Genomic DNA, 15,892 nt, shown 5'->3' with positions numbered 1-15,892 from the left:
TATGGCTACATCCATTCAAAACATATCGCTTTCTGGAAAGAAAAAGCAAGTTTCCAATAAGGAAATGACCTTTTGGGAGCGCTTGTATCTGGTTGCAATCATCAAAGGATTGTTGATCACGATTAAACACTTTTTCCGTAAAAAAGCAACGATTCACTATCCGGAGCAAGTTCGCGAATTCAGTCCGGTTTACCGTGGAAAACATACCTTAAAGCGTGACGAACAGGGTCGTGAAAATTGTACGGCTTGTGGTTTATGTGCCCTAACCTGCCCTGCTGAAGCCATCACTATGAAAGCGGCAGAACGCAAAAAAGGTGAAGAACATTTGTACCGTGAAGAAAAGTATGCAGAAATCTATGAAATCAACATGTTGCGATGCATTTTCTGTGGTTTGTGCGAAGAGGCGTGTCCAAAAGACGCAATTTATTTGACGATTTCCAAAGAACTCGTTCCCGCACAATACGATCGTGAAGACTTTATCTATGGTAAAGATAAATTGGTAATGCCGCTTGAAGTGGCGATGGCTAACACTCAAAAATTAAATTAATCATGTCAACAGTATTACTTATTTTCTACATTCTGTCGGCAGTAACGTTAGCCACAGCTTTCTTGACCATTTACACCAAAAACCCAATACATAGTGCCATCTACTTAGTAATTTGTATGGTTTCGATTATGGGTCATTATTTGTTATTCAATGCCCAATTTTTGGCTTTGGTCCAACTCATAGTCTATGCGGGAGCTATTATGGTACTCTTCCTCTTCACCCTCATGTTGATGAATTTGAACAAAGAGGATGAAGTGCACAAGCCACGTATGACGCGCTATGCAGCCATTATCGTGTTTATTGTATTGAGTGCTGTATTGGTTTATGTATTTACCGATACCAAACCAATTATGGGTGAATACGATTATACTGGTGAAGACTTCCAATCCATCAAAACATTGGGTAAAGTATTGTTGAATGAATATATGGTTCCTTTCGAATTCGCTTCTATCTTATTATTAGCAGCCATGTTGGGAGTTGTATTAGTATCTAAAAAAGAAAAAGACGCGAACTAATCATGGAGAATATTTTAAATCATATTGGTATCGAAAACTACATCTTCCTATCGGTGATTCTATTTTGTATCGGCGTATTCGGAGTGTTGTACCGTCGTAATGCCATCATCGTTTTCATGTCGATTGAAATCATGTTGAATGCAGTTAACCTATTATTTGTTGCCTTCTCCACGTATCACCAAGATGCCGAAGGACAAGTATTTGTATTCTTCTCAATGGCCGTAGCCGCTGCAGAAGTTGCCGTTGGATTAGCAATTTTGGTTGCTATTTTCAGAAATATCGGTTCGATTGATATCGCTAATTTGAAGAACTTAAAAGGATAAGCCCTAATGGAGAAGAATTTAGTATTAGTATTATTGCTTGCCCCATTTGTTGGGTTCTTAGTAAATGTTTTTTTCGGTAAAAAAGCAGGAAAAGGAATGGCCGGTGCTTTGGGTACTGTTGCTGTTGCCTTGTCTTTTGTACTTAGCGTTTACTTCTTTTTACAAGTAAATCAAACAGCAAAACCGATTGCGGTGAAATTGTTTGATTGGATTTCCGTGAGTAATTTCAAATTGGATTTTGGTATTCTATTGGACCAATTGTCGCTTTTGTGGCTATTGTTTGTTACCGGAATTGGTTCGTTGATTCACCTCTACTCCATCAGCTACATGCACGATGATGAAAACATGCACAAGTTCTTTTCGTACTTGAATTTGTTCGTATTTTTCATGATCACTTTGGTGGTAGGTAGTAATATCTTAATCATGTTTATTGGTTGGGAAGGTGTCGGACTTTGTTCTTACCTTTTAATCGGATTCTGGTATAAAAACCAAGATTACAACGATGCTGCGAAAAAAGCCTTTATCATGAACCGTATTGGGGATTTAGGGTTTCTAATTGGAATTTTTATTTTAGGGTCGATGTTCTCTACATTGGATTATGGCCAATTAAAAGCAGCCATCACTGCAGGTAATGCAGATACCGCTAAATTAACCGTTGCCGCTTTGTGTTTATTCATTGGAGCAACTGGAAAATCAGCTCAATTACCTTTATATACGTGGTTACCCGATGCGATGGCAGGACCAACTCCTGTTTCGGCGTTGATTCACGCAGCTACAATGGTAACAGCAGGTATCTTTATGATTACACGCTTGAATTTCTTATTTGATCTTACACCTTTTGTTCAAAATATCATTGCAATTGTTGGTGCGGTAACGGCTTTAGTAGCTGCTTCGATCGGACTTTTACAAAATGACATTAAAAAAGTATTGGCGTATTCAACCGTTTCACAATTAGGTTTAATGTTCTTAGCCTTAGGATTAGGAGCGTACAACGTAGCAGTATTCCATGTAATCACACATGCCTTCTTCAAAGCGTGTTTGTTCTTGGGTTCAGGTTCGGTGATTCACGCCATGCATCACGAACAAGATATGCGTAGAATGGGTGGATTGCGTAAAATTATGCCAATCACCTTTATGACTATGTTGATTGCTACCTTGGCTATTTCAGGAATTCCACCGTTTTCTGGTTTCTTCTCTAAAGATGAAATTTTGATGACGGCTTTCCACGCCAACATTCCTTTGTGGGTGATTGCTTCGTTAGCTTCTATCATGACGGCTTTCTATATGTTCCGTTTGATGTACCTTACCTTTTACAAAGATTTCCGCGGTACCGAAGAACAGAAACATCATTTACACGAGAGTCCGGGCTTAATCACGTTCCCGTTGATTGTTTTAGCTATTCTATCATTAGTGGGTGGATTAATTAGCTTACCGTTTGGAAACAGTTGGTTGAACCAATACCTCGCACCTTTATTCAGTGAAGCACATCATGCCGAACATCATTTAGGTACCACAGAATATACATTAATGGCCATTGCAGTTGCGGGTGGATTGATTGGTATTGGCTTAGCGTATAACAAATACCTTAAAGGAGGTTATGTACCTAAAGAAGACCAAGATATCGATGGTTTTGCCAAAACGGTATACAATAAATATTATGTCGATGAAGCGTATATGGCGTTAATCGTGAAACCTATTAATGGCTTGTCCAACTTCTTCCGTGAAACCTTAGAACCAGCTTTATCCCGTTTGGTTTATGGTTTAGGATCTTTAGCCAATGGCTTAGGAAGTTTGGGAAGTCGAGTACAAAATGGAAGTATCGGTTTGTATCTTTTTGCTTTTGTGATTGGATTCAGCGCGATTTTCATCTATTTGTTTTTAGCTAATAAATAATTAACTGATGGACGTTACTACACTATTATTATTACTTTTCGTAGGTGCCGTAATTACTTTTATTGCGGGAGATAAATTGGCTTCCAAAGTCGCTTTACTATTCAGTGCAGCAGCTTTAGGAGTGACCGTTTACCTATTAACCACCGTACAACAGTTTAGTTCGCTGAATGTTTCGTATCCTTGGATATCCGCTCCCAAAGCCTATTTTGCTTTAAAAGTGGACGGATTATCTTTGGCCATGGTCTTATTGACCACAGCACTAACGCCGTTAATTATTTTATCCTCGTTTGCTAATCAATTCAAAAGTGCCAAAAACTTTTATGCGTTAGTTCTTTTCATGGCTTTTGCTATGGCTGGAACCTTCTTGGCAGCGGATGGGTTGTTATACTATATCTTCTGGGAATTGGCCTTGATACCGATTTACTTCATCGCTTTATTGTGGGGTAATGATGCTATCGAAGCACGTAAAAAAGCGGTTTTAAAATTCTTTATTTACACCCTAGGAGGTTCGTTGTTCATGTTGGTGGCTTTTGCGTATTTGTACCACAAAGCGGGAAGTTTCTTATTGACCGATTTGTACCAATTGAAATTAAGTTCTTGTGAACAAACTTGGATTTTCTTCGCGTTCTTTTTAGCCTATGCGATTAAAATTCCGGTAATTCCTTTCCATACTTGGCAGGCCGAGGTGTATCAAAAAGCACCCACTGTAGGTACCATGTTACTTTCGGGTATAATGCTTAAAATGGGATTGTACAGCGTAATGCGTTGGCAGTTACCCATAGCACCTGAAGCGGCTAAAACGTATATGCCATTGGTATTAGGTTTGAGCATTGCGGGTGTAATCTACGGATCTATTGTGGCTTTACGCCAAAAGGATTTGAAGAAATTATTGGCGTATTCGTCTTTAGCACACGTTGGTTTGATTGCCGCAGGTTGTTATACACTTACCTATGATGGATTAAGCGGTGCCGTTTCTCAAATGATTGCGCACGGTTTTGTCATCGTTGGTTTGTTCTATGCGGCTGAAATCATCTACCGTCGTTATGAAACACGCACAATTGCCGATATGGGTGGTATTCGTACACAAACGCCGAAATTCACTTCCTTATTCATGATTTTGGTGTTGGCTTCTGTTGCATTACCAGGAACCTATAACTTCGTTGGGGAATTCACTGTATTGTATAGTTTATCGCAAATCAATGTTTGGTATGCGGTAATTGGTGGTACCACTATCATTTTAGGAGCGTATTATATGTTGAAAATGTTCCAAAATGTAATGCTAGGTGAAACCAACGCTAAACTTTTTGCCGATGTAACTGTAGGTGAAACTGTGGTAATGGTTGTGCTTATTGCCTTCCTTTTGTTCTTTGGATTGTATCCAAAACCCCTCTTGGATTTAGTGAATCCAAGTATTCAGGAAATTCTAACTCAAATAAACCGTTCTTAATTACGTCATACGAATGAATACATTAATTGCTATATCAGGTTTAGGCATCTTCTGTCTTTTTGCTGAAATCATCAATCTGAGAAAAGCCATCGTTCCCGTTGCAGTATTGGGACTAATCGCCATTCTTGGAATCACGGTTTCCGAGTTTGACCATCCTTCTGCGTGGTACAACAACATGGTAATTGTGAACAATTTCTCGGTTGCATTTTCCAGCTTATTTATCGTATTGACGATTTTCATCCTTGCGATGAGTGGTGATTTTTATAAAGATAAACCGTCAAAGTTTTCAGATTTTATTGCTATTAAAATTTTCTTATTAGCAGGAGCCGTAGCTATGGTTTCTTTCGGAAATTTATCGATGTTTTTCTTGGGGATCGAAATCCTTTCTATCTCCTTATATATCTTGGCGGGAAGTGACCGTTTGAGCATTTTAAGTAACGAAGCGGGGATGAAATATTTCCTATTGGGTTCATTTGCCTCTGGATTTATTCTTTTCGGGATCTGTTTGGTTTACGGGGCTACCGGCTATTTTGATGTGGCTGAAATTTATGCTTTATCTCAAGGTGCGGGCTTACCCGTTTGGTTCTACTTTGGTATCGCCATGATCTTGATTGGTATGTTGTTTAAAATTGCAGCGGCACCTTTCCATTTCTGGGCTCCAGACGTGTATGAAGGTTCGCCTACCTTAGTTACCGCCACGATGAGTACCTTAGCCAAGGTAGTTGCTGTAGCTACGCTTTATAAATTGGTTACCTCTTTGAATGCGAATATGCCACATTTGTTCCAAGTTGTAATTGTGGCCATTGCGATCTTAACGATGGCTGTAGGTAACTTGTTGGCACTTCGTCAAGAAAACGTAAAACGTATGATGGCCTTTTCAGGGATTTCACATGCGGGCTTTATGTTGTTGGCTTTATTAAGTTTGACCACTGCAGCAGGTACTTTATTTTACTATACCGCAGCTTATGCCTTTGCAGGAATTGCTTCGTTTGCCGTGATTACTTCGGTGACTAAAAATAAGGCTACTCAAAATGTATCCGACTTTAATGGCTTAGGAAAAACGAATCCTGTTTTGGCAGCGGTGTTAACCATGTCGTTGTTATCGATGGCGGGTATTCCAATCTTTGCTGGATTCTTCGCTAAGTTTTCTTTGTTCACACAAACGATTGAAGCCGGTTATTTAGTAGCGGTTATTGCCGGAGTTATCAGTTCGATCATTAGTATTGGCTACTACTTCAAATTGATTTTGGCCATGTACAACAAAGACGCAGATGCAGAAACGACTTCGTTCCCATGGGTGTACACCGTTGTGGCTGTTTTGGCAATCGCATTAAACATCGGGATGGGAATTTACCCAGGCTGCATGTTTGATTTATTAAAATAAAACGCAAAACTCACTATACAAGGCTGTCTCTAAAGGGCAGCCTTTTTTTATGAACAATCGTGAAATTTAACGCTTGTTCCAACTTCACTTTTGGGATCGAATTCCTAATTTTATCCCATGTATGCATTAGTGGATTGCAATAACTTTTACGCTTCGTGTGAACGGGTGTTCCAGCCGCAGTTAATCGGGAAACCTATCGTGGTTTTGTCGAATAACGACGGTTGCGTGATTGCGCGCAGTTATGAAGCAAAAGACTTGGGCATACCTATGGGTGCTCCCGAATTTGAATGTAGGGATTTAATCAATAAACACGGTATTCATGTGTTTTCTTCCAATTATGCGCTCTATGGTGACATGAGTAGTCGGGTGATGAAAATTTTAGAAGGTTTTACGCCTCATGTCGAAGTGTACAGCATTGACGAAGCCTTTCTCAATTTTGACGGAATGCCCATAGCTGATTTACAGGAGTATGGCATCCAAATGCGCAAACGCGTTCAAAAATGGTTGAGCATTCCCATCTGTGTTGGATTTGCCCCATCAAAAGCGTTATCCAAAATTGCCAATAAAATTGCCAAAAAATACCCAGACCGCACGGGTGGTTCGTATGTTATCGATTCGGAAGAAAAACGAATCAAAGCACTGAAGTGGACCAAAATTGAAGACGTTTGGGGAATTGGCTTTCGCCTAACGAAAAAGATGAAGGCAAAAAACATTCTGACGGCCTATGACTTTACACTGCCGCAGCACGAAGTTTTTATCCAAAAGGAAATGGGTGTTGTAGGGAATCGTCTACGGTTGGAACTCCTCGGGCAATCGGTATTGGAAATGGAAGAAGCCAAAGACAAAAAACACATTGCCGTGACCCGAAGCTTTGAAGGACGTATTGCGAATCTAAACGAACTGAAAGAACGCGTTTCTACCTTTGCCTCGGTTTGTGGTGAAAAATTGCGCAAGCAACATTCCAATTGTCAAGTGGTGACCGTGTATTTACGAAAAGACAAATTTCACAATCCCGACAACGGACGGTACAATTTTTATGCGCAAGAAACGCTGCCTTTCCCGACGAATTCCAGTATAACCTTGGGAAAAGTGGCGACAAAAATGATTGAACAACTGTACCGTGAGGGTGAAGAATATAAAAAAACGGGCGTGATTGTTTCGGCGATTACCCCAGAAAATCAGAAACAATACAATTTATTTCAAGACGAGAATCCGAAGCATGAAGCCTTGATGAAAGTCATGGATACGTATTTCAAAAAAACGGGCGAACGAAAAATTCGGTTGGGCATGCACGACTTGAATCGGACCTGGAAGATGAAACAGAACTATTTATCGCCTAAATTTACAACCAATATTAACGATATCATTACCGTACAATGTCGCTAGAACCTACAAAACTGACGTTTTTTATTCCGGACTTCACCGCCAGTGAAGGGGTTTCGTATTTTGCAGGCGGGATCAAAGCGGGATTTCCTTCACCGGCTGCAGACTTTGATGAAGCGAAAATCAGTTTGGACCATGTATTGGTGCGCAACCGTGAAGCCACATTTTACGCGAAAGCCAGTGGGACGTCAATGATTGGTGCGGGTATTGATGATGGCGATATTATGGTTATTGACCGCAGTTTGGAACCGACGAATAATAAAATTGCCGTTTGTTTTATCGACGGTGAGTTTACGGTAAAACGGATCCATAAGGAAAAAGACGCGGTGTACTTAATGCCCGAAAACCCGGTTTTCCCTCCTATAAAAATTACCGAAGAAAACGAATTGATCATTTGGGGCATTGTGACTTATGTGATTAAAAGTGTGGGGTGAAATAAACCACACTTGATTAAAGCAGCGATTTGCACCAGGGATAGGAGCGGCATCCCCGTAACGGAGTGGAGGGACCTGCCTTTGCCGGCAGGCAGGAATAGCGGATAGCGCGCCCGGGTGCCCAAAAAAATAGTAGGATTTCGCGGGAAATTTTATCTTTGATACTACCTAAACACCACAGATTTTATGAAACTTCGCTTGGTTGCTTTGTGCACTTTTTGGATTGGCTTACTGACAACGTCTTTGTATGCGCAAGAACTTCCTCCGATTATTAAGTATCCATCGACCAATTACCACGCTGGGAATCAGAACTGGATGGTGGCGCAGGGCCAGAATGAATTCATTTATTTTGCGAATAATGAAGGGTTGCTGGAATTTAATGGTGCCGAGTGGACCTTATATCCGTCGCCTAATGAAACGATTGTTCGTTCGGTAAAAGTGGTGGGCAACCGCATTTTTACGGGTTGTTATATGGAGTTTGGGTATTGGGACCGCCAAGCCAACGGTCGTTTAAAGTACACTTCGCTATCGGCTAAAATCAAGAATAAGTTGATTGAAGACGAGCATTTTTGGAACATCATTCATTTGGACAAATGGGTTTTATTTCAATCGTTCAACCGCATTTATGTGTATGATACCCGTTCGGGAACTTTTCAATTTATCGATAAGCATCCCTATATATTTCGCTGTTACAAAACCAATAACTCCATTTATTTTCAAGGTATAGGCGAAGGATTGTTTGAAATTGTCAATGGGAAAAGTGTTTTGGTGAGCAATGATCCGCGGATACAGAACAACCGTATTGTCGAAATTTATCCAGGAGAGGATGGGCTTTTGTTGCAAACGGAACGCGCGGGTGTTTTTAAATTAAAAGATCATCTATTAGAAGACTATCATTTTGAATCGGAGGCTGAGTTGGGAGTCAATTCGATTTTTTCGGCTAAAAAACTTTCTGATGGTGGCTATGCGTTAGGAACGATTTCCAATGGGATCTATATTTTGGACCGCAATGGTAAAATACGCTACCATATCATTCAGAATCTGGGATTGAGCAACAATACCGTTTTGTCATTAAATGAAGATACGGACAACAATTTATGGTTGGGTCTGGACAATGGAATTGACTGCATCAATTTGCAATCGCCGATACGCAGTTACAAAGATGACGGCGGTTATTTGGGAACGGTATATGCATCGATTCGGTTTGGAGATTACATTTATTTGGGAACCAACCAAGGTTTATTCTATCGCAACCAGGCTACGGGAGGAAATTTCCAGTTGGTTCCGGGAACAAAAGGACAGGTATGGTCGTTGTATGCCTATGATGGAAAATTGTTTTGCGGCCACGATCAAGGAACGTTTATTGTAACTGGTGGGTCGGTAGAACATATTGCCCGACAGACTGGAACATGGATGTTCAATCGGGTGAATGGTCATCCGGATTGGTTGATTCAAGGAAATTACAACGGACTTTCTGTATTGCAAAAAGTCGGCAATCAGTGGGTGTATCGAAATAAAGTTGCCGGATTTGATATTTCCTCGCGTTATTTTGAAATTGACCGAAAGAATAATTTATATGTGGGTCATGAATACAAAGGAATAATAAAAGTAGCTATGCAACCGGATTATTTACGGGCGCGTAAATTTTCAATACTATCAACCCCATCTAAGGGGAAAAATATTGGTTTGGCGAAATTCAACGGCACCATTTATTTTGCAGGAAAACAAGGGATTTTTGTATTGGACGAAACTACAGGTAACTTTAAAAAGAATACGGAGTTAAGTAAAGTCTTTAATAACAACGAGTACATTTCAGGAAAATTGACGGTGGATAATTCGAATAAAATGTGGTTGTTCACGAAGAGTTACATTTATTATTTCACTTCAGGCAATTTCAACGCACAATTAAAAAGACATAAGATTCCGATTCCAACGGTAATTACCAATCCGATGGTGGGTTATGAAAATATCAGTCCAATTTCAAATAACCGCTATCTCGTGGGTAAAACGGATGGCTATTTCATCATTAATCTTAATGATTTTAAGGTAAAAAGTCATCGTGTACTTATTACGGCTGTAACAACGACACCATCTGAAAATAAGAACAGTGAAAAGAATCTCTCAATTACTACAGAAGGAGAAATTGCGCATGATGAAAACAATGTTGTTTTTACATACACGGTTCCCCAATACAATCGTTTTATCGATGTTGAGTATCAATATATTTTAGAAGGTTTTCAATCCAACTGGAGTGAATGGACCTCAAAAACCAATGTAGCCTTCAAGAATTTAGAAGCGGGAGAATATACGTTTAAGGTACGGGCCAAAGTGGCTAATGGAACTCCTGAAAATGTTGCGGAATATCATTTTACAGTATTAAAGCCTTGGTACGCAACCAATCTTGCCTTGGTGATTTACTTGATCTTATTTATTGTATTGGCCTTTAAGATTAATAAATTTTACCAAGATTACTACCGTAAACAGCAGGAGAAATTGATAGAAGAAAACAACCGACTATTAGAAATTGCGGCGTTAGAAAATGAGAAACAATTGATGCAATTGCGCAATGAACAGTTGTCCCAAGATGTTGATGCTAAAAATAGAGAGTTGGCTGTTTCTACTCTATCCTTGATTAAGAAAGACGAATTGCTCGCAATCATCAAAGAAGACTTAAAGAAAACTGCAGATAGTACAGACGGAAAAAGTCTTAAATCTGTAATTTCAACAATCAACACCACCATTTCCAAAGATGAATCTTGGAATACTTTTAGAGAAGCTTTTGATAGTGTCGATAAAGATTTCTTAAAAAAGATCAAACAAGCCCATCCGAGTTTAACGCCGAGTGATTTAAAATTATGCGCGTATTTGCGGTTGAATTTATCTTCAAAAGAGATTGCTCCGATGCTCAATATATCGATTCGAAGTGTAGAGATTAAACGATATCGTTTGCGAAAAAAGCTGAATTTACTCCATGATGACGGTTTGGTGAACTACATTTTGAGCATTTAACTATACAAAATGGGTCAATTTACCTCAACATTACCTTAACAAAAACCTTTTCGTAAGCCTGTTTTATCCCCAATTTCGCATTTGCTAAAAAAATTAACAGGCTCAAAACTCCTGATTTTTCGGGCGTAGTTGTGATATCTTGAAATTATTATCGCTTTTTTTTCTAAATGTATATTTTTTGTTGTGGTTCATTCTGAATCTCCTATTTCGTTAATAAATAATTTAACACCTTGTTAACAAGTCAGTGATTTGGCTTGGGAAAAAATTAACTCTTACCAAAAATTCTGTTTATTTATGAAAGTAAAACTGTTTGCTGGAAAACTTAGGGATCAATTATTCCTTTTTTCCATGATTTTTTTGTTTGCAGCCATGGCTAGCGCACAAAAAAAAGTGACGGGAACGGTAAGTTCCAAAGGCATTCCTTTAGCAGGTGCCAATGTGAACGTTAAAGGTTCCAAAACGGGCGTTTCTACCGATATTGACGGTAAATTCACCCTCAATGTTCCCAATGATGCAAAAACGATTGTAGTTTCCTACTTAGGGTATGCTACAAAAGAAGTTGCTGTTTCGGATAGTCCATTAACCATTGAACTTACCGAAGAATCCAACAAATTAGAGGAAGTAGTGATTAACGTAGGGTATGGTACTCAGAAAAAGAGTGTGGTAACCGGTGCTATTTCTAAAGTAAATGCAAGAGATTTAGAAAAAGTCCCTAATGGAAACGTGGGTACCGCTTTACAAGGTCGTGTGAGTGGGGTAACTGTTGCAGCGAATTCAGGAGCTCCAGGTTCTACAGCAACAATTCGCGTTCGTGGGGTTACTACTTTTGGAGACAACTCTCCTTTGATTGTTATTGATAACGTAGTAATGCCTATCGAAAGCTTAAACGCAATCAACCAACAAGATATTGAGTCGATGGAGGTATTAAAGGATGCTGCATCTGCTGCGATTTATGGTACACGTGCAGCCAAAGGGGTTATCTTGATAACTACTAAAAAAGGGAAAAAAGGAAAAATGTCTGTAAGTTACAATGGATTTACAGGAACATCTGCTCCTAGAAAAACAATCAACTTATTGAATGCTACAGAATATGCAACGATTATGAATGAAAAATCGTTAGCCGGTGGCGGACCAATCAAATATCCAAACCCAGCTGCTTTAGGTGCTGGAACAGATTGGCAAAGTAAAATTTTCAATAATAATGCGATGCGTTCCAACCACGAATTAAGTTTAAGTGGTGGAAATGATACTTCAACTTTCTTTGTTTCTCTAGGGATGCAAAACCAAGAAGGTATTGTTGCTTCTGAAATCTCAAATTCGATCAAAAAAACAGTTCGTTTGAACTCTACACACAAACTTTCTGACCGTTTCACATTGGGGCAAAACTTTACGTATGCCAACATTACCAATGTGGGTATTGGAAGCTCAAACACAGAATTTGGTGGTGTAATGGGATCCGCAATTATGCTGGACCCTACAACTCCAGACATTGTAACTGACCCTGTAATTGCAAATAGCGCACCCTATAATTCAAATCCATGGGTAGTTCGTGATCCAAATGGAAATCCTTATGGTTTGTCATCCGTAGTGGGTCAAGAAATTGCAAATCCATTAGCCTTAATTCAAATTTTAAAAGGAAACCACGGTTGGTCGGATGATTTCTTTGGGAATATGTATTTAGAAGGAAAAATCATCGACGGTTTGAAATTCAGATCAAGCTTCGGAGGAAAACGCTCTACTTGGGGTAATGAATTCTTCACACCCAAGTTTTATTTGAATCCTAACTACAATAACGTAGCCGGTAAAAACAGCTTAACCCGTAACATGGGCCGTGCTTTGGATTGGACGATTACGAATAACATTACTTACGACAAACGCTTTAACGATCATAATGTAAGCGCCATGTTAGGGTATGAAGTTAATAACCAAGGAATTGGATATTACATGGGTGTAACCCACTCGGGATTACCCGTAAACAACTATCAAGATGCTAACTTTAACTATGCAGTAGCAGAAGCAGATAAAAAAGGATATAGTTATGACTTTATTCCACATAAAATAACTTCTACAATTGCTCGTTTAACCTACGACTACAAAGAAAAATACCTTTTCAATGGTATTTATCGTATAGATGGTTCGACTAAATTCGGTAGAAACAACAAATACGGTAAATTCCCTTCTGTTTCTTTAGGTTGGGTCGCTTCAAAAGAAGATTTCTGGAAAGAAAACAAAGTGATTGAATTCTTAAAATTCCGTGCAGGTTACGGGGTTACAGGAGATACAGGAAGCTTAGGTAACTTCTATTATGCATCTGCAATTTCAGGGGGATACAATTACACCTTAGGTCCTGATGGTCAAATCTTTACAGGAAACACCATCCGTACAGTAGAAAACCCTGATTTACATTGGGAAGAAACCAAACAAACTAACATTGGTTTTGATGCACGTTTGTTTAAAAACTTCAACTTAACCGTTGAATATTATAACAAAAAAACATCGGGTATCTTACAACAAGTTCGTATTCCTGGATATGTTGGAGTTGCTGACTTACCATGGGCAAACGTGGCCGACATGACCAATAGAGGGATAGAGTTTGAAATGGGCTACAAAAAACAAATCGGTGAATTAAATTTATCGGCGAGTGCTAACTTCTCTACTTTGAAAAATGAAGTGACCAATATTGGTGCCGGTGTAGATTTCATTACACAAGATGCCCCTGGATTCCAGTCAATGGGTCCTGTTACACGTTCTCAAGTAGGTGAAGCATACAACTCTTTCTATGGTTTCCAAACGGCTGGTATTTTCCAAAATCAAGCGGAAATCAACGCTTACACTAATTCAACAGGAGGTTTAATTCAACCGAATGCACAACCTGGAGACTTCCGTTGGGTAGATAACAACGGTGACGGACAAATTACTGATGCTGATAAAAAATTCTTAGGTTCGCCTATTCCAAAATACACTTTTGGTTTTACCTTTAATGCTGATTACAAAGGATTTGACTTGTATGTGTTTACACAAGGGGTAGCTGGCAACAAAATTTTCCAAGGCTACCGTCGTTTAGACATCAGTGAAGGTAACTTTACAACAGATGTATTGAATCGTTGGACAGGAGAAGGAACATCAAATGACTTCCCAAGAATTACCAGCAATGATACCAATGGTAACTTTGGTAGAATGTCTGACTTCTATTTACAAAAAGGAGACTATATCCGTTTGAAAATTGTTCAATTAGGGTATAGCTTACCTGCTAATGTAATCAAGAAAATCGGTGCTTCTAAAGTTCGCTTTTATGTTTCTGGTGAAAACTTAATCACCTTGACTAAATACAACGGATACGACCCAGAAATTGGTGGAACTGTAATGGGTATTGATAAAGGATATTATCCACAACCTAGAACGTATTTCTTTGGTGCTAATCTTCAATTCTAATATAAATTGATATGAAAAATAAAATTATAAAAATTGGTTTTGCAACAGGAATCGTAGCCTTATCGCTAGTTTCTTGTAGTAAGGATTATTTGGAACTCGATCCAAATGATGCAGGATTATCGCTTTCAGAAAATTATTATAGAAACGAAGCGGAATGTTTCAGTGGTTTGGTTTCTGTATATGATATTTTGAAAAAGAATTCTGGTGGTTTTGAAAACATGATTGCCATGATGAATGCAGGTTCTGACGACCATTACGCTGGTGGTGGTGGTGCAACTGACGGTGTGGGAATCCAAAGTTTTTCAAATTTCACCATGAGTGGAACCACCATTCCAGAAAGTTTTTGGAATGATCATTACCAAGGAATTACCCGTGCCAATATTCTAATTGCACGTGTTCCTGGTGCAGACATGAGCCAAGCTAAAAAAGATCGTTTCATCGCAGAAGCAAAAGCGTTACGTGCGATTTATTATTTCAATTTAGTACGCATGTTCAAAAACATCCCGTTAATTGTAGAACAGTTAACGCCTGGGAATATGTATAGCCAACCACAAGCAGCTCCTTCAGCAGTGTACACACAAATTGAAAATGATTTAACAGATGCCATTGCTGTTTTACCTACTACTCTATCTTCTGAGGAATTGGGAAGATTATCAAAAGGTGGTGCCAAAGCAATGTTAGGTAAAGTTTACTTGTATCAGGGCAAAAATGCATTAGCAGCTACTCAATTGGCAGATGTTAATGGTACGCCAGGAAGTACTAGCTCTTATGGCTATAAGCTTTTAAATAACTTCAGTGATTTATGGGTAACTACCAATAAATTCAACACAGAATCAATTATTGAAGCGACTCATACCAGTGCAGGTAATTCTTACTGGGGTATTTGGGGTTCAGGTCAAGATGAAGGGAATACGTTGAATGTAATGTGTGGACCTCGTGGTTATGTTCGTATCAATGCTACAGCACCTGATCTTCCTTCTGGTTGGAGTTTTAACATGATTACTCAAGACTTATACAATGTATTGCAAAGTGATCCACGTTTTAATGCAACCATCTTGGATTTAAAAACCATGAAACAAAATGGAGATGTTGATTACATTGCAGGTTACCAAGACACTGGGTACTTCTTAAACAAATTTGTACCTCGTCAATCAGATGTAACTACTGGTCAAGGGGATGCGGTGTTAAACTACAAACAAGACACCTACATCATTCGCCTTGCCGACACGTACTTAATGGAAGCCGAAGCTTTAGGCGGAACTGGCGCTCGTGCTCAAGCATTATTAGATGCAGTAAGAGCTCGTGTTGGTTTACCAAGCGTTCCTGTATCCATGGATGCCATCAAAACAGAACGCCGTAAAGAATTAGCGGGTGAAGGACACCGTTTCTTTGACTTAGTTCGTTGGGGTGAAGCCGCTTCTAAATTAAGTTCTCGTGGCTTTGTAGCCGGTAAAAATGAAGTGTTCCCAATTCCATACAAAGAATTACAAAACACACAAATTGTTCAAAATCCAGGTTATTAATA

The 15,892-nt window shown here is 39.2% G+C and carries 11 protein-coding genes; all 11 read left to right on the top strand.

The genetic code is table 11. The features are described from left to right. The first annotated feature begins 1 nt into the window (after position 1). The 11 genes from EQG61_RS03640 to EQG61_RS03590 all read left to right on the top strand — a co-directional run bounded on the left by EQG61_RS03640 (position 2) and on the right by EQG61_RS03590 (position 15,890). On the top strand, positions 2-547 hold the full coding sequence (locus EQG61_RS03640) for a NuoI/complex I 23 kDa subunit family protein (protein ID WP_129460527.1): 546 nt from the start codon (positions 2-4) through the stop codon (positions 545-547). Between the two features lie 2 nt (positions 548-549). Beyond that, positions 550-1,062, top strand: a complete 513-nt coding sequence (locus tag EQG61_RS03635) for an NADH-quinone oxidoreductase subunit J family protein (protein ID WP_129460526.1) — start codon at positions 550-552, stop codon at positions 1,060-1,062. A 2-nt stretch (positions 1,063-1,064) separates the two neighbouring features. Further along, entirely contained in the window at positions 1,065-1,385 is a 321-nt protein-coding gene (nuoK, locus tag EQG61_RS03630) for an NADH-quinone oxidoreductase subunit NuoK (protein WP_129460525.1), read from the top strand. 6 nt (positions 1,386-1,391) lie between these two features. Next, positions 1,392-3,278, top strand: a complete 1,887-nt coding sequence (nuoL, locus tag EQG61_RS03625; protein WP_129460524.1) for an NADH-quinone oxidoreductase subunit L — start codon at positions 1,392-1,394, stop codon at positions 3,276-3,278. A gap of 7 nt (positions 3,279-3,285) precedes the next feature. Next, positions 3,286-4,725: a complex I subunit 4 family protein gene (locus tag EQG61_RS03620; RefSeq protein WP_129460523.1), complete on the top strand. Its 1,440-nt coding sequence runs from the start codon at positions 3,286-3,288 to the stop codon at positions 4,723-4,725. Positions 4,726-4,738: 13 nt separating this feature from the next. After that, positions 4,739-6,109, top strand: coding sequence for an NADH-quinone oxidoreductase subunit N (locus EQG61_RS03615; protein ID WP_129460522.1), 1,371 nt, complete (start codon positions 4,739-4,741; stop codon positions 6,107-6,109). A 117-nt stretch (positions 6,110-6,226) separates the two neighbouring features. After that, a complete protein-coding gene (locus EQG61_RS03610) occupies positions 6,227-7,495 on the top strand; it encodes a Y-family DNA polymerase (protein ID WP_129460521.1) in 1,269 nt (422 codons plus the stop codon). Then, positions 7,486-7,926: a LexA family protein gene (locus EQG61_RS03605; protein WP_129460520.1), complete on the top strand. Its 441-nt coding sequence runs from the start codon at positions 7,486-7,488 to the stop codon at positions 7,924-7,926. Before EQG61_RS03610 ends, EQG61_RS03605 begins: the two co-directional genes overlap by 10 nt. Positions 7,927-8,112: 186 nt before the next feature. Then, on the top strand, positions 8,113-10,935 hold the full coding sequence (locus EQG61_RS03600) for a helix-turn-helix and ligand-binding sensor domain-containing protein (RefSeq protein WP_129460519.1): 2,823 nt from the start codon (positions 8,113-8,115) through the stop codon (positions 10,933-10,935). Between the two features lie 294 nt (positions 10,936-11,229). Beyond that, on the top strand, positions 11,230-14,367 hold the full coding sequence (locus EQG61_RS03595) for a SusC/RagA family TonB-linked outer membrane protein (protein WP_235829020.1): 3,138 nt from the start codon (positions 11,230-11,232) through the stop codon (positions 14,365-14,367). Positions 14,368-14,378: 11 nt separating this feature from the next. Then, positions 14,379-15,890, top strand: coding sequence for a RagB/SusD family nutrient uptake outer membrane protein (locus EQG61_RS03590; protein WP_129460518.1), 1,512 nt, complete (start codon positions 14,379-14,381; stop codon positions 15,888-15,890). Positions 15,891-15,892 lie beyond the last annotated feature (2 nt).

The organism is Flavobacterium stagni, assembly GCF_004122105.1.
Taxonomy (GTDB): domain Bacteria; phylum Bacteroidota; class Bacteroidia; order Flavobacteriales; family Flavobacteriaceae; genus Flavobacterium; species Flavobacterium stagni.
Note: the sequence above shows the minus strand (reverse complement) of the source record. Positions and strands in the feature narration are given on the sequence as shown.